Below are 26,438 nucleotides of genomic sequence, written 5' to 3' on the forward strand. Positions count from 1 at the left end.
TTAATTACAGTAAAAAAGATACAATGCTTATGTATTATATGCATTGTATCTTTTTCGCTACTTTTTGTTTTTAATTATTTTAATGCTGAAATTACTTCTTCGCTTGTTCTAATACTTCCAATCTTAGGAAGTGAAAGTTCTCTATTTACGATTCCATTTTACAAATCTATAAGAACTAATGCAGTTTTTTCTATATTAATAAATTTATTTTCCACTGACTTGAAGTTTTCCATTTCTTATCCCCTTTTCATACTTCTCCATTCTATGATTATTATTTATATTAAGTTTATTATACACTTTAAAATATACTAGCACTGCATTAATTAATAACAATGCACTCGTTACAAAAAATACGCATTTTATTCCTAAATATCCTGCGATTTGTCCTCCTAGAACTGATCCTGCAAATACACCTAGATATCCTGCTGCCATACTAAAACCAAATACTCTACCTGTAAGAGCGGATGGTGTAATTTTCTTAACCAATATATTAACAGAAGGGTTAAGACCACCAACTGTGAGTCCTAGTAAAAATCTAAGTCCCATAAGTTCCCAAGTGTTCGTTACAAATGCTTGAGGTATGAATATTATTCCAGCTATTACGAGACATATTAGCATAACTTTATGTGCTCCTATTTTATCAGAGAGCCTTCCAAGCCTTGGAGCTGCAATTATATTAGCAAAACCTGATGCAGAAAAAGTTATTCCCGCTATTAATGCAATATGACTCGCTTCCTTAGATAGTTGAGTAACATAAACTGTTACTATTGGCTCTACCGAATACATTGCTACAGATAATATAAAAAAAGTTATAAATAAAGTAATGGTTAATCCTTTTTCTGGAACTGTATTCCAAACTTCTTTGAAACTTAAAACTTTATTATCTTCACGACTAAAAGATTCCCTTACAAATAATACTGTAGTAATAAATGCAATGAGCATAAGCCCGCCTGTTATAAAAAATACATTTTGCAAACCAAAAGTCTCTCCTACAAATCCTCCAATTGTAGGTCCAAGTAAGGAACCTGCAATATTTGCTGTTGAAATAGTTCCTAGAGCATATCCTGCATGTTCTTTATCTGTTTGAGTTGCAATTAAGGTAGTACAGGCTGTGCTATATCCTGTGATAGCTCCTTGTAATAACCTAAGAGCTATTAATACATATACATTAGGTGCAAATCCCATGCAGCTTATAACTATAGCCATACCAAGACTTGCTCTAAGCAACATTGGTTTTCGCCCAAATTTGTCAGCAGCATGTCCCCAAATGGGTGAAAAAATAGCTGAGATAATAAACGTACTACCAAAAGCAATTCCAGAAAGCCTCTCTATCGAAGCCGAATCCTGAATTCCTAAATGCTGTATATATAGTGGTAATACTGGTGCTATCTGACTCATGCCTATTCCTGTCACGAACATTCCGAACCAACAAACTTTTAAATTTCTTTTCCACATTTCCATAATAAATTTATTCCTTCTTACTAATTAGTTTTGTTATTCCAATACAATAACTTGTATATTGTCTTCTAAATATAAGAATAAACTATAAAATATAATTTGTAAACTACATCTTATAGTTTAATAATTATTTCCAATTTGATAAAAATAACCTATCATGTTAAACTATCTTTATTAATCAGAATTATAAGAGGTGATAAAATGGTTCAGAAACGAAATTTAACTAAGGAAAAAATTATTGAATCTTCTTTTTTACTAGCTGATGAAATTGGACTTAATCAAATTACTTTCCAAAAGATTGCAGAAAAACTGGATATAAAATATCCGTCTTTATATAATCATTTTGCCAACATTGAAGAGCTTAAAATAAAAATGACCATATACTTTTTAAATAACTTAAATTCAACTTTAATGGAGCGACTAATCGGGAAAAGTGGAGAGACTGCAATAAGAGAATTTGCTTATGTATATCGAGATTTTGCATTTGAAAACAAGAGTGGCTATAAGCTTTACGTGAATATCCCAAGTACTGAAAGTGATGAAGTTAAGCGCTTAGCTAGTGAAAGTAATGCAATAATACGTAAAATTTTAGACTTTTATAGCAGTGATAAAATATTTATAATTCATAAAAGCAGGGCTTTAAGAAGTCTATTACATGGATTCGTTTCCTTAAGCTCTCACGGATATTTTCAAAATCCAGTCAATTTAGAAGACAGCTTTAAATTAATGATAGATGACTTTATTTTATCAATATCAGAAAAATAACTAAGAAACTTTTAAATCTTAATTCAAAATGTTAACTACATATCTATGTTCCAAATAGTGAGTTCTATGTTAAATTATTATTTTACAAAAACTAGCAGCATATCAAAATGTAAATTTTGCTGTGCTGCTAGTTTTTATATTATCGCATCTAATTATTTCCTCTATACATTAAACTTTCCAACTATTTGTTCTAATTTATCTGCAATATTCTTAAGCTCTATTACAGAATGTGATATCTTTTCCATAGAATTAGATTGCTCTGAAACAGTTGCTGAAACTTCTTCAATTGAAGCTGCTGACTGCTCTGCTACAGCTGAAATTTCTTGAATGCTGCTTATTGCTGAATCTTTATTTTCATCTATGGACTTTATATTAGAAGTTAACTCTTCTATATTTTCTATAGTATCATCAAATGTACTATTTATAAGTTGGAATGTATTAATAGCTTCTTTAGTAGTTTTGCTTACTTCTGTCATTATGTTTTTTTCTTCATCCATGCTTTTCTTAGCTGCATTTATCTCTCTTATAATTTCATTTACAATGCATTCTATTTCCTTAGTGGAATTTGAAGTCTGTTCTGAAAGTTTTCGTATCTCATCTGCTACAACCGCAAATCCCTTACCTGCTTCCCCTGCTTTTGCCGCCTCAATTGCTGCATTTAATGCGAGAAGATTAGTTTGTTCTGAAATCGCTTGAATTGTATTTATTATTTTGCCTGCAGATCCTGATTTATTAGATAATAAGTCTATATTTCTAATTACTTTTTCCAAAGCTTCATTATTAGCATTGATATTATCCATAAGATCCCTTGAAGCACTAATACCTTCTTCGCTAATATGCTGCGATTTTTTTGAAAACTTTGTTACTAAATCTGCATTATTTGATGAGACATCTATTTTCTCTCCAAGATGCAATAATTTTTCAGAAGTAAGTTCTGTATTCCTTGCTTGGTCTAATGCGCCAACTGAAAGCTGATCCACCGTTGCAGAAATACCTTGAATTCCCTGAAGCGTTTCATTAGTTGAAACTGCAATTCCTTCTGAATGATCAAGTAACTCTTTCGATTTTTCTTTAAGAACTTCAATAATTTCCCTTAACTCTTTTCTTAGCGATGTTACAGCTCTAGCAATAATTCCAATTTCATCTTTACTTTGAAGTAATTTCTCGAATTCATCTTCTTTCTTCATTTCTAAATCTAGGCTAGTAGTTTTATTTATTAAATTAGTTACCAATGAAATCGGTCTTGATATTTTACTTGCAAAATATAAAGCAACCATAGAAAAAACAACCATTAAAAATACAAACATGGCAATAAAACTGATAATTAAACCGGTTAGCGGTTTTAAAAATTCAGCATTTGGAACTGCAATCCCCATTATCCATTTTGAAGAAGTAATAGGTGCTGTTGCAAAATATTTATTTATTCCATCATAATCTTTTAGCTTTACAATATTAGCTTCAGAACTACCTTTCCCAACCATGCTACTTAAACTTCCACTTAATACATCTCTAATATTCTTTAGCTTATCTGCACTCGGCTGAAAATCTTTATTGGGATGAATCACAAATTCATCTTTTTCATCTAATAAAAATCCATAACTGGTATTTATAGGTTGTGCCTTCTGAACCTCTTTAGAGATACTTTCCATATTTATGTCAGTACCTAAAACGCCTATGACTGCTCCATCTTTTTTAACTGATTTTGCAACTGTAACGACTAACTTCTTAGTTTCAGAATCTATGTATGGATCAGAATAAATTACTGAGTCACTTTTTAAAGCATCTTTATACCAATCTCTCTCTGTACAATTAAAGTCATTATCCGGTATCCATCCATCTTCATCAACAAAACTTTTATCTTGAAAACCAAAATATATATCCATAATATCGGTATTTGACTCTGCTTTAACTTTCATATATTTCAAAAGGTTTGTACTATCATAATTATTGTTAAATTCGATGTTTTCAGCTGTTTCATTAACAAAGTTTCCTTGATTAGCCATCCATTTGTCTATAGTTTCTGCATATTTTTCAGATAGTGCCCCTAGTTTATCCTTTGATTCAACCACAGTAGTTTTATAAAACAGATAATAACTTATCGTCGAAGAACATAATAAACTAAAAAAACAAACTGCTACGACCAATAGAATAACTTTTGTCTTAATGTTTTTCATTTTAATTCACTTCCTGTTTGATTTTAAAATTTGTATAACAATGTTAAACATAAATATTCCTTATAACCAATATATTATATGTATTGATTGCTTTATCTTTAGTAACATGTAAAAATGCCCTTAACTTAAGTTACGCTTCTTATATAGTTAATATATTTCATATAATTCGCCTTCTTTCTACAAAACTGTTTTAATTCTAATATATATTCTAGAGTATACTCAAAGTCAATGTATAACTTTTACATATTTGGATTTTACAATAATGTCTCTTTTATAAAATAATCCTCTATTTATTGTTTTATAAAATCACAAAACCAAGAGTAAAAATCTCCATGTTCACAGAGATCTATACTCTTGGTTCTTATTAGGTTTATAATTAGAACTATTAATTTTACTTAGGTTTAATAGTTGTTTGAATAACAAATAATTTCCTATTATTTAGCTAACTACTTTGATTAATTAAATAAAATGGGTAATTCTATAACAACTTTAGCCCCTCCAAGTTTTTCTGATTTTCCAAGTGAAATATTCCCGTTGTGTTTTTCCATAAATTTTTTTGCAATATATAAACCCATGCCATAATGATTTTTGGAATTTCTACTCTTGTCGCCTTGGAAAAACTGCTCTGTAGCTAACTGTAATTCCTCTTCTGTAAATCCTCTTCCTGAATCTTCAATGGTGAATCTTATATTATCATTATCTGAATCAACCCCAAATGCTATTTTCCCATTTTCGGAGCAATATTCAACCGCGTTCGAAATAACATTGCTTAAAGCTCGCTTTAAAGCCAGTTCATCTCCTATAATAACTTCTGGAATATGTTTAATTTCATTTCTAAACTCTACTTTTTTATTTATACCTATGGAAATTCCTTGTTCAATTATATCCTGTATAAATTCTTCTAACTTTATTTTATTTTTTTCTAATATTGATTCTTTCTCAGTTTTCATAATTTCTATTAATGATTTAATATAATCTTCTATATTTTTAACCTCGTTTATTATACTATCGTTAAATTCGGCTTGATCTGCTTTTAAATTAAGTTCACTTAAAAGCTCAGAGTTTCCCTTAATAATTGTTAATGGTGTCTTTATATCATGAGCCAATGCTGCTATTTGCTCTTTACGTGCTTCTTCCATCTTCCATTGTTTACTTAGAGAATCATTCAACTCTGTCTTCATTTTACCGAGCGCAGAAATGACTTCATTGATTTCTAATATATTTGAATACTTCACCTCAAATTCTAAGTTTTCCATCTGTATATTTTCTGTAGTCTCTTTTAAAACATGTAGTTCTTTCGATATTCTTCTTCTAAAACACCTAGATAGAATTATAATTTCAATGCTAAACAAAATAAAATATAATAAAATTAAACTAAGCTCAGCATTTTGAACATACTTTTTCAAAACAGGGCTAACAAAACTTGCCCCTATGGTGTATTCAACTACACAGATTCCATTCTCCCTAGAAATAAATTTATAATAATATTTTCCTTTACTTCTCTTATCACTTTGTACAAGATTCCAAATATCTGTTGCTTTAGCTTCTGATACATTGCTATAAAATACATTTCCAATAGAATCATAAACTATATAATTACATTCCGCAGGTATAAAGTCTTTTACATTAACATCCTCAGCTTTTGCTATTTCTTCTCTCTGTCTTTCAATTTTCTGCTCATAGTAGTTTGCTGGTAAAATAAATCCACTATCTAAACCAATTTGAAATAGAATAAAATCAAATACAGCTAAAAGAATTGTAGCTATACAGAAAAACAATATATATATTGCAAAAATCTTAGAAATGCTTTTTTGCTTCTTCACTCTTTCCATTTATATCCTATCCCCCAAACAGTTTCTATAGGGTTTATTCCTACCTTTTTAAACTTATTTCTTATATTTTTAATATGTTCTACAATCGCTGTAGTATCGCTATTTCCATCAAAACCAAATACACTTTCATATATTCTCTCCTTGGAAAATACCTGCCCATGATTTAGAGCAAGGTACTCGCATATATTATACTCACTTTTTGTAAACGGCACTAGTTCTTCATTATAATATGCCTCTTTTGCAGTTATATTAAATTTTATATCAGAAATAGAAAAAGCATTTTGTTTTTCCCTATGTTCACGTCTTAAGTGTGCAGCTACCCTTGCTCGAAGCTCACCTATACTAAAAGGCTTTGATATATAATCATCTCCACCAATACTTAATCCCATTACAATATCTTGTTCCATGGTTTTTGCTGTCAAAAATATAATTGGACAATCAACCAAACTTCGTATATCTTTGCATAAAGAAAATCCATCTATTTCTGGCATCATTACGTCAAGTAAAATTAAATCGTATTTTACATACTGATCCTTTGATATATCCGTAGGATTAGAAACTATAGTTACATTATGTCCTTCTCTTTCTAAGGCACCTTTTATAACCTTTAATATGCCTTGCTCATCATCTATCGCTAGAATATATGCCATTTCCATCCCTCCTACATCTATTATATCCAACATTAACAGCTAATCTTTATTATTCTATAAATTATTATTACTTCTCTCCTCTACCTTCAAAAAAGTTAAACCAAACTCCAAGATAAATCCCAAAGACAATTGTAAATAAAACACAATCTCTAAATCCAATGGCGCTATTACTAAATACAGTATTAATATCAGCCAGTTTATTAAAATTATCTGCAGAATTAGAGGCTTTTATAAAGAAATTATCACAAAACTTAACTGACCATCCACAAGGTATCCATTGCCATATTCCATCTCCAAGTCCTGTAATCAGCAAAGCCGCTAATAAGCTTTCAAGTATGCCCATTCCTATCGATGCTCCACTTCCTATTTTAATACTCAACCATAGGTGAAATAAATAAAAGAAGATTTGAGCTCCAAATATAATAAAAATTATATTTAAGTAAAAATTTACTGGTAGAGTATTTTGCCTTAAAATAAATTGAAATCCAGCAAAAAAAATGCCAACCGCTAAACTAAGCGAAAATAAACCTGTAAGAAGTAGAATTAATGTTTTACTCAAAAGACACATTCCTTTTCCATATTCTATAGATAGCATTTCTTTAAATTTTCCAGCCATAACCTCCTGTTCTATAACCATGGAACATACAATTCCGATTACCACAGGAAATGTTAATGATACTACTTCTAAATATCCATTTATTTTGTTTACAGAATTCCAAGTTGAAAATGAATAATATTCCAAAAATATTATTGCTCCTATAATTGGTAAACAAATATGAATCCAATAAAAGTGTGTGTGCTTCATTTTTATAAAGTCTGCCTTCAATAAGCGAAGAATTTTCATTATATTACTTTGCCTCCTGTCTATCATACCATTTAGCTGTTAAATAAGTTATCAATATAAATAAGACTATTGAAATTCCGATACCAAGAGGTATCCCCCAACTCTTAAGTAATTCTGGTGTAAAAGTTTGACTTTCTGGTTTAGCTATTAAGCCATTTGGTAGTAATTTCAAAATTGGACACATTAGTCTAGATGTATACGAAAAAGGATTTATCCACCAAAAATCCTTTACTGCCATAACTATAGAAAACATATTAACAGCTAGGCTTAATACAATAGTTGGAAATAATCCTATTTTATTTCCCAGAAAAAAATATAACGGAACCTGCCACATTGAAGTTATAATGATCACTAAAGTTCCGACTAAACCACTTAACATCGAAATATGTGATATGCTATCCATTTTAATAAAGAACACACTTAACTCTCCAGCTATAAAAATAACTATACAAGAAATAGCTATATTCTTTACTCCCACCAATATTTTAGCAATCCATATTTTATCTAAATCTACTGAAGTGATATAACCGCTTTATTTTTCATAGAGCCATCAGTTTTTGATAAAAGGCAACTGCCTAGTGATATAGCTCCAGGAAGTATTAATGTATACCACCAATTATAAATATCAACCTGAAAATAATTTGATGCTAAAAATCCCGAAAGAAGAATTACCATAATTGGTGCTATCCATACTAATTTCTTTACAAACGTATGATTTATCTTCATATTTTCTGAAATAAAATATTTAAGCATCATTATTTCTCCCTCCTATATTTTTTTGCAATATCTATGAATAATTTTTCTAAATCTTCACCTTTTTTTAATTCTCCTTGATATCCTAAAATACCTCCAGATATAATTCCAATATGATCAGCGATCTGTTCTACTTCACTTAACATATGACTTGATAATATTACTGTAATGCCTTTCTTTGGAAAAGATCGTATTAACTCTCTTAATTCTTGTATTCCAAATGGATCAAGTCCATTAGTTGGCTCATCTAAAATTAAAAGCTTAGGATTATTAAGTAGTGCAATAGCAATCCCCAATCTCTGCTTCATCCCCATAGAAAATTGTCCTGCTCTCTTTTTACCTGTACCTTCAAGCTCTACTACATGAAGAACTTCTTCAATTCTTGAATCTGGCAATCCAAGTACTGTAGTACGAACCTTTAAATTCTCTTTTGCCGTCAAATTCTCATATAAAGGCGCTGATTCTATTAATGACCCAATTTCGCGTAAATCCTTTCTACTCCATTTATGTCCATCAAATAAGATTTCTCCTGAATTTGCTCTAAGCATTCCCGTAACCATCTTTAATAGTGTTGACTTTCCTGCTCCATTTGGACCAAGCAACCCATATATTGAATTCTTTTTAACTAATACTGAAATATCTTTAACTGCTTCTTGCTTTTTAAAGTTTTTACATAAGTTTTTTGTTTCTAAAATAAATTCGTTCATCTTCACTCCTCCTCTTATAATTAAATAATAAGCCTTAATTATAAGGAATTTATAAGGAACTGAAATTTAAGAAACTTACTTGTATTTAAAAATAAAAAATCCCTCAGTAACGCTTCCGTACGGCATTACTGAAGGTATAATTTCTTTAGTCTTCAATTTAACATATATAATATTTTATAAATATATATGTCGCAATTCACAATGCACAATTCACAATTACAGCTAAAATTCTTACAATATTTTTAGAATTATGATAAAGAATTATTTTTGCAATATATATATTTTTTTCTGAATAATAAATTATTGTTCTTTATGCTATTTTATCATTATTTAGGTTGTTGAATAACTAATTTTTACAAATAGTTATTTAAGAAAATATTCTTAGGAATCAAAGATTCCAAGGATATTTTCTCGATTTTATTCCCTGCTGTTTTTTATTAAATTCCTCTATTAAATAGGCTAATAAAACCCATTTTATATGACGTTTGTATCGTGCTTGCCCATAGAGCCTTGGATTTTCTAAATTATATAAACCTTTTAAAACTGAGAATAATTGCTCTATTTTCAATCTATTTTTATATAGGTTCGCTCCGATAGGAGATTCTAAAAATAAAGCATTTTCATATCGTTTATCAATGAACGCCTCAATGCTTTTAGCTTTACGCATATTTATATCAGCTAATAAATTAAATTCTAGTTTTGCAGCAATTTCAAACCATTCAACTGAGTCATATGCTGCATCAGCAAGTATTAAAAATGGATTATAATTTTTAGCGTCATATAGTAAATCCTGAACTTGATTATCGTAAACATTAGCTGTTGTTAAACTAAAAACTAGAGGAATAATAGTATCAGTAACCGTTGCAATGCAGTGTAACTTGTAACCTTTATAATATCCCAGACGTGTACCTTTGCCGGATTTAGCTTCGCTATCGTATTTTGAACTTCTTAAGGCAGTAGCATCAATTGCGCATAGTCTAGTTTCTGGGTTAATAAGTTCAACAAACATAGCATAAATACCATAATATATATGTTTCTCTAAATTCTTAGCTCTTAACGAAAAGGTAGAATAATCAGGTATTTCATTAAGATCAATTATAGATTGAAACACATAATCTTTTTTTATTTCGTATTCAAGTTCTCTCAGACTGAATATACTATGTTTAACACCATATAACATGCAGGCAACTATTTGCTCATCTGAGTACTTACGTGGTCGGCCTTTAGCATTTTTACTATTAGAATTTAATTTAGCAAATGCAATTTTAACAGCTTCAAAAATCTTATAATTATCATTTTCAGTTTTAATCTTTCGTGATATAATCATATTTAAGTCATTCCTTGTGTGATGTGATTTGGTTTTTAGCGAAATTATTATATCACAAAGGAATGGCTTATTTACTTTTTACAAATTTTGTTTACTCAACAACCTAATTATTATTATAACTATCTCTAAGTTTTAAGTAATAGGTAGCCACTGTGACGTTCATATAAGGAACCACCCATAATAGACCGATACATAGTGGAATCATTCCAAGTATTATCCACCCTAAAAAACTTAAAGTAAGGACGAAGTACTCAAATTTATGCCCTTTCATAATAGCTGAGCTCTCTTTTAAACATTCAATTATTGACTTATTATTATCATCAGCTAAAATAAAAAATGATTGTGAAAACATATATATAAATATAATGCCTGGAACTATCACTAAAAATAATCCTATGGTAACAATTATAGTCAATAAAATATATAGGCCTACAGCTTTATGAATTATTGAAAATCCTGAAAATATATCTGTAAATTTAGGGTTACTATCTCTTTCAGCATAGTTTAGAGAAAATTTGCATATGCCAACTCCTATTGCTGCGCTAACAAATATTGTTACTAAAAATACTATTAAACTCAAACCAAAACTTTCTCTAACAACTCTTAAAATTAAATTAAAAATAATTGGAATTAGAAATCCAGCAACAAAAATTCCTCCAATAGCCAGTCCCCACCTCCCTTTTAGTTGATCTTTGGCATATCTCTTCAGTTCTGCCCTAGTATTCATAAAAATTCCTCCTTAAATTGAAATACCTTTGATATTTATGCAGGGAGATTTAACATTATGCTATATTTATATTTTAATTTACAGTAATCGCATTAATTTATAAATATACATTAATCTTTTGTATAATTTATATACTTTTTGTAAAAGTTTTCATTCGAGTAATTCATAATTTCAACATAATTATCTATCTTGCACTTAACTTCTATATTAATATTTCATAATTAAGGATATATCACACAATTTGCATTAAATATCAGTTATAAAACTGCAAATAAAAAGACTGTTATAAAATAAATTTTTAGAACAACATAAATAGTCTTTAATAAAAAAACAGTACTTATATTGTTCTATTTTTTATTCTAAAACAGCCACTTTTATTTTATATTACAGCCTTATAATACAGCTAAAATTTCATCATCTTTCTGAATATAAAGCTTTATCTTACTAATTCTTTTTTCCTTTACTTCTTCTATTTTAAAGATCAAGTTTTCATATTCTATCTCTTGTTCATCTGTATTACTAGGAATACGTTCAAGAATTTCAATAATAAAACCACTCATAGTATCATAATTCTCACTTTTAATATCTGTATCGAAGTAATTATTAAAATCATTAATTGAAAGCATACCTGATATCATAAAAGTGTCATTATCCATTTCTTCTATTGATGGCTCATCCTCATCATATTCATCATCTATATTTCCCATGACTTCTTCTATTAAATCCTCAATAGAAACTATACCTGAAAATCCCCCATACTCATCTACTAATACAGCAATATGCTTTTTAGTACTTTGAAGCTCCTTAAATAACCTATCAATATTTCTATTTTCTGGAACAAAATAAGGGGGATGCAATATGCTTCTTATATCCACATTTTCAAATCCATATTTTCTTGCTTCACTGAAGAAATCCTTCATATAAAGAATACCAATTATATTATCAGTATCATCTTCGTAAACAGGAACTCTTGAATATCTTTCATCAATCAATTCATCTAAATATTCCATTAATGGATCTTCTATATTAATCATATATACTTCTGTTCTCGGTGTCATTACTTCACATGCTAATTTATCATCAAATTCAAATATGCTATTTATCATTTCTGTTTCAGTCTTATTTATGACTCCATGTTCTAGTCCAGCTTCTACATAAGATTTGATTTCCTCTTTTGATACTTTTTCACCTAAATCCTCTTTATCGAGCCCAATCAGTTTAACTAATATATTAGTTGATGCTGAAAGCAACCTTACAAATGGAACTGCAATTTTAGCTATAATAACTAATGGTTTTATACAGAACATTGCAATAGCTTCTGATTTTTTAAGCGCTATTCTTTTTGGAAAAAGTTCTCCAAATACCAGGGTGATATAAGATAATACAATTGTTACTAATGCCAATGCAACTTGTCCACTATAAGGAACATTAAGTCCCTTTAAATAAAGAGCTACATCCTTTGATAGTCCTGTTGCTGCTGAAGCACTACTAAAAAATCCTGCAAGCGTTATTCCTACCTGTACAGTAGATAAAAAATTAGTAGGCTCTTCCATAAGTTTCAATAAAAGCTTGGCCTTCTTATTTCCTTCTTCCTCAAGAAGCTTTATTTTATTTTTATTTAATGATACTATAGACATTTCTGCTGACGCGAAAAATGCATTGATCAAAGTCAATATGACTATTAAAATTAATTGTGACGTGATACTCGTCTGTTCCGGGTCTAAATCCATAAAAATATTTCCTCCAACATAAAATTTTTTTAATATAATCATATCACAAGAAATATTTAAAGTAAAATTTCAATTAATTCAAATATTCCTTATTTACATATAATATTAAGTGTTATAGCAATTTGATTCACTAATATTTAAATTTTATAAAATATTATATTAATACTGGGAGTTGCATATGCATTAATTAACTTATTTCCTTATATAAATCTTTTATTATATTCTCTTTCATTAATACTGAACTCAAGTCCTGTTACTTCTTAGTATTTATACGATACATTTATATTCTTATTTGTTGGTGAAATAAATTTTACTGACTATTACCATAAAGATGACAAGTTAGGATAATTGACTTTTTAATTGTTCTTTATCCATTGTATACTTTAATCTTTTAATTTCATTACCATGATCTAACACAATTATTTCAGGCACATTTCTAACATTATATTTTCCTATAAGATTTTTCTTTGTGGCTATATTTACTTCTTTAATCCTATAGCAATCAACTAATTCCCTATTTACCTCTTCTAGCAGTGTTCTAAATCTTAAGTTTTCATTAACTAAAGCATCTAAAAATAATAACAATACTCTTTTTTCACTTTTTAGAATACTTTCATTAAAGTCATTTAATTCTTCAATGTAACGCTCAGCTGCCACCGCTGCAATTGCTCCATCACCAGCAGCAGAAACAATCTGTCTTAAATATTTAACTCTATTATCTCCAATAGCATAAACTCCTTCAAAGCTAGTTTCCATGAGTTCATTTACAGATATATAACCGTTTGAATCAAACTTAAGATTACTGTTTTTTAAGAAATTAGTTGATGGTACCATACCTACAAAGAAAAATACTCCTTGGCAGTTTATCTCTTTTATATTTCCAGTGTTTAAGTTCTTAATTTTTACTCCTTCTACATTTTCATTCCCAAGGACTTCCTCTATGGTTGAATTCCAGATAAACTCCATCTTTTCATTATTAAAGGCTTTTTCACTGCTTACTTTGTTACAATCGAGAATACCTTCATCATGAAGCACTATGACAGTCACTTTACTTGCAAACTTTGTGATGTGCATCCCTTCTTCAATAGCCTGATCACCGCTTCCAATTACAACAACATGTTCTCCTTCAAAAAACTCAGCATCACAAGTTGCGCAGTATGCCACTCCATTGCCTTGGAATCTCGTTTCCCCAGGAATGTTTAGTAGTCTAGGCTCGCTACCACAAGCTATGATTACAGCCTTAGCTAAGAATTGCTTTCCTTTCTTAGTGGTAATGAGTTTTTCTCTTAATGACAAATCAGCACCTACAACTTCATCTCTTAAAAATTCAACTCCAAAGTTCTCTGCGTGCTTCTTAAAGTTTTTCATAAGCTCTGGCCCGCTGATTTGTTCATAACCAGGATAGTTAACTACTTCCCTTGTTGTATTTACGAGACCTCCAACTACTCCTTTATTAATTACCAGAGTTTTAAGTTTAGCTCTTCCCCCATAAATTGCAGCTGAAAGCCCTGCAGGCCCACCACCTATGATAATTAAATCGTAGGAATTAGTCATATCGCCCATACTTTTAATCACTCCTCAAAAACTTCAGCAATTTTTTCCTCAACTGCATCATCTTCTACGTTACCAGCTAATTTTCCTTGGTACTCACCATCCTTAAAAAACAGGATTTGAGGAACACCTTTTAAAGAAAATCTCTGAAATAAATTTTTTTGTTCTTCAACGTCAACATAATAAAAATTATACTTACCATCATATTTTGATTTTAAATCTTCTAAAATTGGTACTACACCTTGACATACACTACAGCTTTTTCTAGAAAAAATCACTAGGCTTGACTCAGCATTGTCATATATAATTTCATCAAACTCATTTGAATCCAAATGTTGTAAAGCCATTCTATTCACTCCTTTATAATTCTTCAATCTATTTTAAAAACAGCTATCAGAGTGCTACTTTCTGATAGCCATAATTCTTTATTAAGACAGATGGATTTGTTATTTTTCTGATTATGCCTAAATATCTTCTGAGAAAATTTGATAAATTGGAGCTCCTTCACACTGTGCAGGATAACGTAAACCTAGTAATACAGAAACTGAAGGCGCAACATCAACTTGCCTTATAATACGTTCAGTTGTAAAGCCATTCTTTATCCCAGAGCCTGCTGCTACAAAGATTGGTGACACCGAGGTATCAAAATATCCTTCTGAAGTCGAAAGGCTATCTCCGTGTAGTCTGTTATATTTTTCTTCAATAGAGAAGAATATATCACCACATTCTGGTCCATGAGTACCTATTAAGACAGCATCTTTATTTCTAAGGCATATGCCTACAACCCTTTTACCAGTTTTATCATCCCTGTAATTATACAAGTCAGAGATTATTTGTTCTTCCAAATCATACTTATCTTTTGGGTCTACAATACCATGTTTATCACGGCCTTTTAGATTAATATAAATGTAATTACTACGAATCTGAACAGCTCTTGTTTTCTCCCAATCTACTTCTCTTGTTGAATTACCATCTTTATCTTTTTTCAAAACTGTATACCCAAGCTCTTCCATGACTTTTGTATTTAATCCCCCATACTCACCTAAAATTGGAGGTACATTTTCTCCAACCATAAGCCCATGATCGCTTACAAGTAATACAGTCCATCCTTCATCTAATAGATGCAGGAATTCACCAATATAATCATCTGTTTGTATATAGAATTTTTCAATAAATTCCTGATATACTTTTTCATCAGTGTAATCCCATGGCTCAAGCGTCTTAGCAAGATGCCATAATTGATGTCCTGCACAATCAATATTATGAAGATGAGAGAATACTACATCATATTTTTTCTCCTTAATGCAATAATTAAGACAATCCGCCTGCCACTTATCGTAAATTGCCCAGGATGGTTCAAAGATTTCCCTTACTAGTTCATCATCTTCTCCACCGATTAAACTAACAGGCGGAACATGTCCAACATTCTCAGTAATATCTTTGTATAAAGATTTTTGATGCCATAATTGATCATTGGAGATGTCAAGAGCATTACTAATCCAGACTCTAACTTTATTGCCTTGTGGATCAAGTTCTAAAATCTTCATTGAACGACATGCAGGCTTTGTCACTTCTTTCTTTGTAACATCGTCTATTATACCTGTTACCATCTTATCTTTCTCTAAAATGACGATTGGTTCATCTGCTTTCTTATTTTTATAAATTGCTACTTTATCATATTCACCAGCTTCATTTTTAAGAATTAAGGCTGGACGTCTAGTTACACCGCTTGAAGTTATTATAGTGAATTCTTTTGCTCCTTCCGGCGCACTTTTCCACCCCTTTGCCTGTTTAAGTGGAGAATTTACAATATCATAAGCCACTTTACTTCCAATAACAATTTCTGTATCATTATCATCCATAACATAGGTACGAATTTCACCGCCTTGACGGGCTGTATCTCCCCACCAAAGTTCCATCATTTCATCATCAACTTCATCGTCTAAAGTGCCTTCTAAATCTGTAATTATGCAACCAACACCTGCTGGTTTTTCGACTCTTGGTGCATAACGAACCTCTTCGATTTCAGGCGAAGCAACAATAACTTTTTCCCAATCAAGTTGTGCAACTCCCATATTAACAGATCCTGGCTGAGTTCCATCTACAACACTCAAATTTTCACTGTGAGAAGTTGGCGGCCAAGAACTGCCTGGCCAATGCCAAACTAATGTTTTTAAATCAGCTTCTGATGTAATATTCCAAATCTGTTCAGCAGTGCAGTTACGCGAATCCATATTATAAACAACTGCATCAAGACTTTCAGGAGATTGTCTCCAGTAACAAGTAATTCCATGTGTTCCTGGATAAGCACCTGTAGCAAGTGTTGTCCAACAAGGCGGTGTAATTGTTGGGATTGCACCAATTTGTCTTAAATCATTTCTAGCTGAACCACGTTCAATCAGCTTTTTTAAATTTGGCATTTTTCCTTCTTTTAAAAATTTTTGACTCACTCTTGGATCCATGCCATCTACACCCAAAACCAATAATTTTTGAGTAAGTGCTGCTCTTTTCATAATATTTATCTCCCTTCAACAATTCTGTCGTTAATGTACCTCCATCAAGAGGATAATAAATCAAAAATTTCTATTACTCTTAATATCGATACTTATTTTTGCGAATAGATCGTGCGCTTTCTTTCATTTAGCGTATAATTTGTTAAACTTCATTTTCTAAATCATTTCCCTGAATCAATTCTATTAACGAATCTCTAAGCTCTCCAAATTCTTCTGAAACTCTGATTTTTTTAAAGCTATTATCATCATATTGTTGAAGTGGATTTTTAAAATCACTCACAATTCTTCCCGGATTAGCATTCATTACAATAATCCTGGTTGATAAAAGAATCGCTTCTTCCACATCATGAGTAATAAAGAAAAAGCATTTATTAGTTTCTTTCCATATCTTCTTTAGATGTTTTTGCATAGCTTCTCTCGTTAATGCATCTAATGCACTAAAAGGTTCATCAAGCAGAACTACTTTTGAGTCTGCCGCTAATGTTCTTGCAATTGCTGCACGCTGCTTCATACCTCCAGACAATTGATGAGGAAGCAGTTTTCTAGCTTTTTCTAAACCAACTAAGTCAACATAATGATTTACGATTTCTGCTCGCTCTTTTTTAGGAATCTTCTTCATCTTAAGTCCAAATTCAATATTCTTTTCAACACTTAACCAAGGAAAGATGTTAGGCTGCTGAAAAACAACTCCTACATCTGGATTTGGCTTAGTGTGCGGTGCTCCATTTATAAGTACTTGCCCTGAGATATCTGTATTATATCCAGCGATAGCATTTAATAATGAAGTTTTCCCACATCCAGATGGCCCAAGAACACAAACGAAATCATCATCAAATAATTTAAGCTCAATGTTATTTAAGACATTCGAATACTCTTTTCCATTTTTATATATTAAATTAACATTCTTTAATTCAACAGAACAATTTGCTTTTCTCTCTTCTGGTCTATTTATTTCAACTAACGATTCCATATTATATCTCCTCGTCTCTATTAATTATATAAATCGTTCCTTACCGCCTTCTTGAAAGTTTCAATATCTGGTGAAGTAGTAACTGCTTTTTGAGTTAACAAAAAATCACTTGTATCCTTTAAAATTTGTGGTAGTGCCCCTTGATTGCCTGCTGTTCCTATATATTTTGCCTGCTCAGACTTATCTAAAACAGAAATTTGATTCATAGCTTGCTTTGTATCCTCAGCGCTTAATCCAAGTTCTGCTGATAATGTTTTTACTACATCATCTGATTGAGTCTTATATGACTTAGTAGCTTCATCTAATATATCAATATATGCCTTGACTACATCTGGATACTTAGCTGCAAAATCATTATTTACAATACCAAATTCACCAGTAACAGCTCCGCCTTTAGCAACATCTTCAGATGAAAGTATTACTTTTCCACCATCTGAAACTAGCTTTGATTGTGCTGGCTGCCAAATATAAGCTCCATCAATTTCCCCTCTGCTCCATGCCGCTATAATGTCTTGTGCACTCATATCTAAAATAGTTACATCATTTTCTGAAATATTATTTTGTTTCAATGCAGCAAGTAAGCTATAGTGTGAAGTTGAACCAAATGGAGTTGCAATCTTTTTACCCTTTACATCTGCTATTGAATTGATTACAGATGTATTTTTTGCAACAAGTGCCTCACTTGAACCGATTATATCATGTAAATAATAAATTTTATAAGGAAGGTCATTAACAATTCCAGTTGTTCCTGGAGGTGTACCAATGGTTGCAATATCTATAGATCCACTAGCCATTGCAGCATTTACATCACGCCCAACATCAAATTGAACATACTTAATTGAAATCCCTGGAAAATTTTTTTCAAGTAACTTTTCTCCTTTTGCAAGAAGTTCTCCATTTGGGGACTGAAAATATCCTAAACGTATTTCTTTTGGCAGCGCTGAATCTGAAGCTTGAGTATTCCCTGTTGTACTAGCTGTTTTTGCTCCTGAGCAGCCTGTTATTAAAATACCAACTGATAAAATAGCTGACAGAAGTACTGTATATTTTTTAATTTTCATAAATAACACTCCTTTAAATATCTTTATGTACTTGCTTGTACATTGATTGATTTTATTAATAATCTACTATTACTCAATATAAAGAACTTTCTATTTTTTTATTTTTCTAGCCATGGTGAAGCCTTCCTGATCAAAAATCTCACAAAAGAATCTAATATAATTGCTATAATTCCCATAATTATAACTCCAGCATAGACAATATCGTTTCTAAGATATTTACTTGCATCCAATACCATCCAGCCTATTCCTGATACAGCTGCAACCATTTCTGCTGCAACCAAAGTTGCATAAGCAACACCAATAGCTGTTCTAAGACTAGTCAATATATCTGGCAGGCATGATCTAAAAATAACACTGATAAAAAGATTCACTCCGCTGGCACCTAATGATTTAGCGCCATTAATTCTATCTATCGGTACTTTTTGAACACTAAATATAACCCCAATTAATAAAGGTGCGAATGCATTTAAAAACAATAAGATAATTTTTGATTCATCTCCAATTCCAAACCAAAGTACAATTAATGTATAATACGCTAGCGGCGGAAGTGGACGATAAAATTCAATAAATGGATCTAAAATTGCCCTTACAGTCCTTGAGCTACCTGCAATAAGTCCTAAAGGAACACCAATTATTATTGCAAAAAAGATAGCAATAAAAAGTCTCTCCATGCTTATAGCAATATGAGATACTAGACTTTCTCCCTTATAGCCTTGTTTTGCTAATTCAACAAATGCCTGCCATACTTTTTGAGGCGATGGAAGAAATACTTGATTAATCAAGCCTTTACTTGTGGCAATTTCCCATACAATAAAGAAAATGATTACAGATGTAAAAGAAATACCAATATAAAAAATTTCACCTCTTTTTCTTTTCACTATTCTCGCAGCTGTGTCTTGATTATTCATATAGGTTAATTTCCCTCCCCCATTTCTTTTTACATCTATTTTTTAAATTCTTATTTTTCATACACATCCCCCTTCTTTACTTTTCCTATACAATTACTATGATTTAATTTTAAATATATCTTACTAGACCGTCCAAGTATTGTCAATAAAAAATACTATAAAACATATCAAAAAAGTAAGATTTATTTTTCTAAGGAATATATGGTAACTTACAATATGTTTATATATTAATATAAATCCTGATAAATTACGCTGTTCAGCAAGTTCAATTATTGAACAATGTAATACTATCACTGTTCAATGTTCAACGCAATAAGTTCATGTATTTTTTCACATTTATAGTAAAATAATTGTGATATATATTTACACTAAATAAATAAGTACGCCCTCAACAATACTTATGAAAATTAAATAAATACTTTTTCCTTTAAACATACAAAATTATGCACAAAAAGCAAAATTATCATAAGCTTTCTTATATTTTCTTAAAATATTCTTTTTATTCCTAAAAATATACGTTTTATGATACACTATTTGCTTTTAACTACCTAAATTCACTTTTTCGTAATCATTATTTGTATATTTTTACAAATAAAAATGCTTAAAGCCTCTATTTTGCTCTAAGCATTTTATAACTTACTTTTTTCACGGTATTAATATATGAAAATCTTAAATTTAAGTATCATCCTAGTTACTTTTCGAATAACTCATTGGTTTTTATTTCTTGATGACGATATCGACCTCTTTTAATGTTGATTTTTTATATTATATAACCTTTTGCGGACACTACTGAATACAAGCAAGGTAAAATTCACACTTATGTCCCCACTTTGGCTTTTCATTAACTATGATAAAAATTACATAAAAACAATAGCAATATCAAATAGAGACAGCACTGTACAACTACCTTGCTCTCTCTATTTCTTAATTTTTATTATAAAAAATCTATTACTCTAATTACATCTAATACTATTTATGCACCTTACAGCAGCTTCTTTTGCATCTTGGCACCCTTCTTGTGCACCTTCTTGGTATCCTTGACAATATCCTTCTTCACGCCCTGCTTCTACTCCTGCACAATATCCATCCTTATATCCTTGGTTATAAGCATCTTCTAATGCACCAGCTGAAGGATAATTTCTTCTACAACGGCATTGAACATTTTCCCCAAGAGTTCCATTACAATTACATCGTACATTTTCTCCAAGAGTTCCGTTACAATTATTATTATTATTATTACTTACAGCTCCAAGAGTATTAGAATTTCTATATCTTCTTCTATGACATCTGTATCCCATTTCTTTTCCTCCGTAAATTATCAAATTTATAATCTTTTGATTAAACTTCTAATTATATACTATGCTAATTTACTATATTTGTTATTGCTTTTACAATATATACTCTAATAATTGCTCATAAAATAGAAATTCCGCATTTTCATAAATATTAATAAAAGTTCAACAATAATTTCGTATAAAAATTTCAACTTTACGTATACTAAAAATGGGTTTATTCTTAAACCTAGGCATTCATTCTTTGCCCCTTTATCGGGGCTTTTTTAATATATACAAATAATATTAATACTATAAATTTAATCTATATATAAATAGTATGTACTTCTATGAAGAAAATTTTTCACTATACTAATCATATCGTTATCTTTATGTTAAAAGATAACGTTGACCATAAAGCCACTCGTGCCAGTAAATTAATATCCTATGTTACCTTTATATAATTTGTACAATCTTTAAATAAGCAATATAGCATATTAACACATTTCTCAATGCACAAATCTATGTCTTTAATTTCATCATCAAATTTAATCTTATGGCATACATCATCTGTTATAAAAAATGAATAATGGTAGAATAATCTTTCTTCCTCTTCGCTGTTAAAAGGTATAGATAAAGCTTTGAAAATTTCTTTAATTTTATCTTTTCTCTGCTCATCATATTCTTTCCTCAAAGCAGCTACATCTTTATCTAAGAGTGTTAATGCTTCCATTTCATCATGAAAAGTTTTAGAAAAGTCATGATATTCTAACATCATCTTTATAAATACTTTAAATAGTGGTTTTACTACTTCAGCATTATCAAATTCCTTATCAGCATTTTCTAACCAATAATCATGACTTGGATAATCAAAACTTTTGTTAATTCTTTCAATTACCTTAAGATAAATTTCCTTCTTATCTTCAAAATAGGCATATACAGAACCTGTCGCTACATTGGCTTCATTAGATATATCTGCTGTCGTAGTATTATAATAACCTTTTTCATTAAATAGTTTATAAGCTGCTTCTAAAATTCTATCATATTTTTCTAAAGCTCTTTTTTGTGTTGGTATTCTTGTCTTTCTTTCCATCTTTATCACCTATTTAAATAATAAAATATAAAAAAATAAAAGTCAATAAAATATGAAATTCATTTCATGTATTGACTTTTAATTTTTTCCAGTATATTATATAAACATGAATTTAATTTCATATTCATATAATAAAGATTTTGGAGGTCATCATGAATAAAAAACAAAAAGTATTAGCATTTATTTCACTGGCAATAGCTTGCTTCTTAACAGTATTAGATTCAACCATAGTTAATGTATCTTTGCCTTCTATGGCTGATTACTTCAACACAGATATAACAGGAATATCATGGGTAAGTACCGCTTACTTGATTCCATTCTCAGCTCTTTTAATAAACTTCTCTAAAATCGCAGATATTTTTGGAAGAAAGAAACTATTTATAATTGGTCTTATAGTATTTGGTATTTCATCAATACTTTGTGGTCTTTCCACTTCCCTTTCCATGATTATAATTTTTAGAATAATGCAAGGGATAGGTGCTGCAATTCTCGCTCCATTAGCCATTCCTTTAGGTATCGAATTATTTGGTAAAGATGCTATGTCAAAACTTGCCATTGTAATTGGTATGACAATTTCTATAGCTGCAGCTTCTGGTCCTGTTGTTGGAGGAATATTAAATGAAGCCTTTGGTTTTAAAGCAATATTCTATGTAAATGTTCCTTTTATAATCATCTCTTTAATCTTTGGAGCTCAATGTCTTACAGAATGTTATGATAGAACAATTGAAAAGCGAATAGATTTTATTGGCTCTATATTATTAGCTTACGGAATCGGAGCACTAACCTTTTTCCTTGTTAAAGGAAGCTCATATGGCTGGGGCAGTACAAAAATTGTTACTTTAATAATAACCTCAGCAATTTCAATTATTGCTTTCCTAATATATGAATTAAGATCAAAAAATCCAATGATAGAATTTAAATTATTTAAAATAAGAAGCTTTACTTCTTCAATCATAATAGTCGGAATAATATTCTTTGCTTATATGCCTATATCTTATTTAATGAATTTCTATCTAGAAAACCAATTAGGTTATTCTGTCTTAAAATCTGGACTTATTTTAGGTATAGTAAGCGGTGTCTCATTTCTTACCTCTCCAATCTTTGCAATTATATCTAAGAAATATGGTGCTAGAGTTATTTCATTATTAGCAATAATTTTTGTATCTTTAGGTGATCTTATGTTTGTATTTATGAATAGTTCAAACAATATGAAGATAATTTATAGTGCATTCATTGTAGTAGGACTTGGTGTTGCTTCAACCTCTCCATTATATAAAAGTGCATTTGATGAGGTTTCAAAAGATAAGAATGGTATTGCTTCAGGAATACTGAACAGCTTTAGGCAACTAACTGCATGTTTAGCTATAGCCTTAGTTTCAACATTAAGCAGCTATTACACTACTCAAGCTATAGATAATTCAAAAAGCAGAATAATCGAACTTGTTAATAACAATACAGTTCTTGAAGATCAAGTGAAATCTACGATAGTTGATAAAATAAAGACTGCAGACACCAGCAAAAATACTTCCTTTTCGAAAGATATGGTTGATAAATTAATTAAAGACAAAGAGGATACTGTGTTAGCTTCTGCTCCTGATAAAATGAAGCCATCTATAGAAGAGAACTTTAATACTCAAACAAAAGAGATCCATAAGGTCTTAGATGACATGACTGTCATAAAAAATGATGAAAGTAATAAGGTTTATAATAAGTGCTTCCTACTTACAGCAATTATTGCAATTTTAGGATTAGCAGCAGTACCTTTTAATAAAATGAAAGAAAGTGAACTTGGAAAAAACAAACCAGAATTTGTAGTATGAATATTTCGAAACAATCATTGAAATGGCATTAATATTTTCAGTAAAATAATTCTTATCATATTATAATATAGAAGTTTTATTTCTCAATATAATATTTATTTTTCAGCATTCTGTTGATAATTATGATGCTTAATTTCAATTACAGTAAATAAGCCCAAGACAGTTCGATATGTCTTGGGCTTATTTTTTACCATAGATATTGACTATAGATGCATTACTATCTATAGTCAATTCTTCATTCTAGCTAAAATGATATGCACTCATTTAAATTATTTTTACATAATAAATTTATTATTCACTTTTTATCTATTAACCATTAAATCATAATAAATATAACTTTAATTTATAATTCGAAATATTTATTCCATAAATTTCAACTAAATTGTTGCTCCAAACTGTGGAGAATGAGTAACTATAAATTCAGCTCCTCCCATTCCCATAGCAAAGAATACTAAAATAATAACTAATATTATTGCACTAAAATCATATTGCATTTTTTCTTGATTATTTATTATATAAGCTGCGATAATCTCTATTCCAACACTTACTAATATAAGTGGCCACATTGATAAAATTAAAAGAACATTGAGATTAGTTATAAACAATCTTAGTAAAAACATTATCCCAAATATAACTAAAGCAAGTCCTGAGGTTAATGTGCCTACCTTACGCCCCTTAATCATCTATCTCACTCTCCATTTTTTTCCCCTTGATAAGTTTTATACCAAGTGTAACTATTGCTACTCCTATGATTACTTTAGGAATGTCCCTCATTAAATCATAAATAATAAAACGGCGTAGTTCGTATGGAATATATGGTTCTAAAATACTCATTATATTTTCTATAACTAAATATACACCTAAAAATAAGCATACAACTCCTACTGTAAGTCTACGTTTCTCAAATATATCTTTGTCTAATTTTGCTAGCTTATCAATAGAGAACAAGTACTTATCCTCTAAAAGTAAAAGTTCGTCGTCATTTAAATTCATTCTATTAGTACAATCAAAGAAAGAATAAAACCAAATAAGTGGCGCTATATATAATAGCGGTCCTATGTTAAGCCAAGAAGAAAGAAATATTAAAAAGAAGAATACAGACATAAACGATACTCCTATTTTCATAAATCCCATATACATATGTCCTGCACCTGGCAACATTGAAAAAACAAAAGTCAAAAATCTACTTTTTCTCTTGATCATTATTAAAAACCTCCAGTTTAATTATTTTTTCAGAAAAGTTATTAAGATTTACATTAACCGAATCTACAATCCTAGAATCCAATGGTCTAACATGATTTGTCGCTGTATTAACCAAAGAATTTAATCCATTTGAAAAAACCAATACTAATGCCACACTAGCTGCAACTGCAACTTTAACACAATAAAAACGGAACTGAATCTTGCTTTGCCTCTTACTTTTTATTTTAATTTGTACTTTTTCTTGAAAACCTAAAGGAGCTTCTGCAAGTTCATCTTCTTTAAAACTATCGGCAAATTCACCAGCACACATTTGACAATCACTAATATGTTCTAATATATCTATCATTTCTTCGTCGCCCAAAATATCAAACTTTAGCATGGTTAATGTTTCTTCAGTTAAATGACCTTCTTTATCAAATAATCCATTATTCACATGAACTCCTCCTTCCATAAATCCTTTAACATTTTTTTTGACCTGTAAAGTTGCGTTTCCAAAGTTTTAATATTCTGCCCAGTTTCCTTTGCTAAATGTGATAGTTTGACATCTTTGCAAAAATAATTTATAGCTACAGTTCTATATGGCTCTTTTAGCTTGTTGCATAAAATTTGTATTCTTTCTGTAGTATTCTTTTTAACTACTGTTTCCTCTGGTGAATCTCCTCTATACTCAAGATCTTGATATTCATCTTCTGACAAGCTAACTGTTTTTCTTGCCTTACTCTTAAGATAATCCTTACATTTATTTGCAGCAATTTTAGCAAGCCAAGCCTTAAGGTTATCACCATCAAAGCCTTCCCAATTTTGATATGCTGATAAAAATGTTTGCTGAGCCAAATCTTCAGCATCAAAATAATTTTTTGTGAAGGATAAACAAATAGTGATAATTAACCGTTCATATTGTTTTATGCAATTTGGAAATTGTTCTTTTTCAATATCTATCACCACCTTAATTAATCCTTACATTAAATATAACGATCAATAAATAAAAAACACTTCAACTTTTTTAAAAATTATAAAGAATTTATTGATTTATCAGCTGCATAAAATTTATCAAATAATAAGATTATACTGCCATTTGAAA

At 30.1% G+C, this 26,438-nt stretch carries 25 protein-coding genes; 2 read left to right on the plus strand and 23 right to left on the minus strand.

Annotated elements, in window-relative coordinates:
• Positions 1-204: 204 nt before the first annotated feature.
• Positions 205-1,461: a multidrug efflux MFS transporter gene (locus AXY43_RS04735; RefSeq protein WP_039769345.1), complete on the minus strand. Its 1,257-nt coding sequence runs from the start codon at positions 1,459-1,461 to the stop codon at positions 205-207.
• A gap of 198 nt (positions 1,462-1,659) precedes the next feature.
• Here AXY43_RS04735 and AXY43_RS04740 point away from each other — a divergent pair, with 198 nt between their 5' ends.
• Positions 1,660-2,223, plus strand: a complete 564-nt coding sequence (locus AXY43_RS04740; RefSeq protein WP_017211025.1) for a TetR/AcrR family transcriptional regulator — start codon at positions 1,660-1,662, stop codon at positions 2,221-2,223.
• Positions 2,224-2,384: 161 nt separating this feature from the next.
• Here the strand turns inward: AXY43_RS04740 and AXY43_RS04745 are convergent, their stop codons facing one another.
• The 18 genes from AXY43_RS04745 to AXY43_RS04825 form a co-directional block, all read right to left on the minus strand.
• Positions 2,385-4,397 (minus strand): methyl-accepting chemotaxis protein, encoded by a 2,013-nt coding sequence (locus AXY43_RS04745; protein ID WP_105411106.1) that lies wholly within the window; start codon positions 4,395-4,397, stop codon positions 2,385-2,387.
• A gap of 455 nt (positions 4,398-4,852) precedes the next feature.
• Positions 4,853-6,229: a HAMP domain-containing sensor histidine kinase gene (locus AXY43_RS04750; RefSeq protein ID WP_105411107.1), complete on the minus strand. Its 1,377-nt coding sequence runs from the start codon at positions 6,227-6,229 to the stop codon at positions 4,853-4,855.
• Positions 6,217-6,879: a response regulator transcription factor gene (locus AXY43_RS04755; protein WP_039769339.1), complete on the minus strand. Its 663-nt coding sequence runs from the start codon at positions 6,877-6,879 to the stop codon at positions 6,217-6,219. The genes AXY43_RS04750 and AXY43_RS04755 overlap by 13 nt, the downstream gene beginning before the upstream one ends.
• A gap of 67 nt (positions 6,880-6,946) precedes the next feature.
• The gene (locus AXY43_RS04760; protein ID WP_039769337.1) at positions 6,947-7,723 is read right to left on the minus strand and encodes a lantibiotic immunity ABC transporter MutG family permease subunit; all 777 of its coding nucleotides are present in this window, start codon (positions 7,721-7,723) and stop codon (positions 6,947-6,949) included.
• Between the two features lie 4 nt (positions 7,724-7,727).
• Entirely contained in the window at positions 7,728-8,201 is a 474-nt protein-coding gene (locus AXY43_RS28615; protein ID WP_347501430.1) for a lantibiotic immunity ABC transporter MutE/EpiE family permease subunit, read from the minus strand.
• 32 nt (positions 8,202-8,233) lie between these two features.
• Positions 8,234-8,479 (minus strand): hypothetical protein, encoded by a 246-nt coding sequence (locus AXY43_RS28620; RefSeq protein WP_347501431.1) that lies wholly within the window; start codon positions 8,477-8,479, stop codon positions 8,234-8,236.
• Positions 8,479-9,183 (minus strand): lantibiotic protection ABC transporter ATP-binding protein, encoded by a 705-nt coding sequence (locus AXY43_RS04770; RefSeq protein ID WP_039769334.1) that lies wholly within the window; start codon positions 9,181-9,183, stop codon positions 8,479-8,481. The genes AXY43_RS28620 and AXY43_RS04770 overlap by 1 nt, the downstream gene beginning before the upstream one ends.
• Positions 9,184-9,571: 388 nt before the next feature.
• Entirely contained in the window at positions 9,572-10,510 is a 939-nt protein-coding gene (locus AXY43_RS04775; protein ID WP_105411108.1) for a transposase, read from the minus strand.
• Between the two features lie 103 nt (positions 10,511-10,613).
• Positions 10,614-11,237, minus strand: a complete 624-nt coding sequence (locus tag AXY43_RS04780; protein WP_105411109.1) for a DUF975 family protein — start codon at positions 11,235-11,237, stop codon at positions 10,614-10,616.
• 392 nt (positions 11,238-11,629) lie between these two features.
• On the minus strand, positions 11,630-12,967 hold the full coding sequence (locus AXY43_RS04785; RefSeq protein ID WP_077307892.1) for a hemolysin family protein: 1,338 nt from the start codon (positions 12,965-12,967) through the stop codon (positions 11,630-11,632).
• A gap of 339 nt (positions 12,968-13,306) precedes the next feature.
• Positions 13,307-14,530, minus strand: coding sequence for a thioredoxin-disulfide reductase (trxB, locus tag AXY43_RS04790; RefSeq protein ID WP_105411110.1), 1,224 nt, complete (start codon positions 14,528-14,530; stop codon positions 13,307-13,309).
• 8 nt (positions 14,531-14,538) lie between these two features.
• Positions 14,539-14,865 carry a thioredoxin family protein gene (locus tag AXY43_RS04795; RefSeq protein ID WP_105411111.1) on the minus strand — a complete coding sequence of 109 codons (327 nt, stop codon included), beginning with the start codon at positions 14,863-14,865 and terminating at the stop codon, positions 14,539-14,541.
• A 117-nt stretch (positions 14,866-14,982) separates the two neighbouring features.
• Positions 14,983-17,031: an alkaline phosphatase family protein gene (locus tag AXY43_RS04800; RefSeq protein WP_105411112.1), complete on the minus strand. Its 2,049-nt coding sequence runs from the start codon at positions 17,029-17,031 to the stop codon at positions 14,983-14,985.
• A 142-nt stretch (positions 17,032-17,173) separates the two neighbouring features.
• Positions 17,174-18,001, minus strand: coding sequence for an ABC transporter ATP-binding protein (locus AXY43_RS04805; RefSeq protein ID WP_012059509.1), 828 nt, complete (start codon positions 17,999-18,001; stop codon positions 17,174-17,176).
• 20 nt (positions 18,002-18,021) lie between these two features.
• Positions 18,022-19,062 carry a taurine ABC transporter substrate-binding protein gene (locus tag AXY43_RS04810; protein ID WP_105411113.1) on the minus strand — a complete coding sequence of 347 codons (1,041 nt, stop codon included), beginning with the start codon at positions 19,060-19,062 and terminating at the stop codon, positions 18,022-18,024.
• A gap of 98 nt (positions 19,063-19,160) precedes the next feature.
• Complete coding sequence (locus tag AXY43_RS04815; RefSeq protein ID WP_039769321.1) at positions 19,161-19,970, minus strand: ABC transporter permease subunit; 810 nt, start codon at positions 19,968-19,970, stop codon at positions 19,161-19,163.
• A 953-nt stretch (positions 19,971-20,923) separates the two neighbouring features.
• Positions 20,924-21,268 carry a hypothetical protein gene (locus AXY43_RS04820; protein WP_012059512.1) on the minus strand — a complete coding sequence of 115 codons (345 nt, stop codon included), beginning with the start codon at positions 21,266-21,268 and terminating at the stop codon, positions 20,924-20,926.
• A 418-nt stretch (positions 21,269-21,686) separates the two neighbouring features.
• Positions 21,687-22,334 (minus strand): TetR/AcrR family transcriptional regulator, encoded by a 648-nt coding sequence (locus tag AXY43_RS04825; protein WP_039769317.1) that lies wholly within the window; start codon positions 22,332-22,334, stop codon positions 21,687-21,689.
• A gap of 152 nt (positions 22,335-22,486) precedes the next feature.
• On the opposite strand from AXY43_RS04825, the gene AXY43_RS04830 reads away from it, so the two are divergent.
• Positions 22,487-24,154, plus strand: a complete 1,668-nt coding sequence (locus AXY43_RS04830) for an MFS transporter (protein WP_039769314.1) — start codon at positions 22,487-22,489, stop codon at positions 24,152-24,154.
• A gap of 377 nt (positions 24,155-24,531) precedes the next feature.
• Here the strand turns inward: AXY43_RS04830 and AXY43_RS04835 are convergent, their stop codons facing one another.
• The 4 genes from AXY43_RS04835 to AXY43_RS04850 are packed head-to-tail and all read right to left on the minus strand — an operon-like array spanning position 24,532 to position 26,299.
• The gene (locus AXY43_RS04835) at positions 24,532-24,837 is read right to left on the minus strand and encodes a hypothetical protein (RefSeq protein ID WP_039769311.1); all 306 of its coding nucleotides are present in this window, start codon (positions 24,835-24,837) and stop codon (positions 24,532-24,534) included.
• Positions 24,830-25,357, minus strand: coding sequence for a hypothetical protein (locus AXY43_RS04840; protein ID WP_017211008.1), 528 nt, complete (start codon positions 25,355-25,357; stop codon positions 24,830-24,832). The genes AXY43_RS04835 and AXY43_RS04840 overlap by 8 nt, the downstream gene beginning before the upstream one ends.
• Positions 25,338-25,790: a hypothetical protein gene (locus AXY43_RS04845; RefSeq protein ID WP_023976046.1), complete on the minus strand. Its 453-nt coding sequence runs from the start codon at positions 25,788-25,790 to the stop codon at positions 25,338-25,340. The genes AXY43_RS04840 and AXY43_RS04845 overlap by 20 nt, the downstream gene beginning before the upstream one ends.
• Positions 25,787-26,299 (minus strand): RNA polymerase sigma factor, encoded by a 513-nt coding sequence (locus AXY43_RS04850; protein WP_026015777.1) that lies wholly within the window; start codon positions 26,297-26,299, stop codon positions 25,787-25,789. Before AXY43_RS04850 ends, AXY43_RS04845 begins: the two co-directional genes overlap by 4 nt.
• Positions 26,300-26,438: the final 139 nt, after the last annotated feature.

Origin of the sequence: Clostridium sp. MF28, assembly GCF_002969175.1 — a bacterium.
Lineage (GTDB): Bacteria > Bacillota > Clostridia > Clostridiales > Clostridiaceae > Clostridium > Clostridium beijerinckii.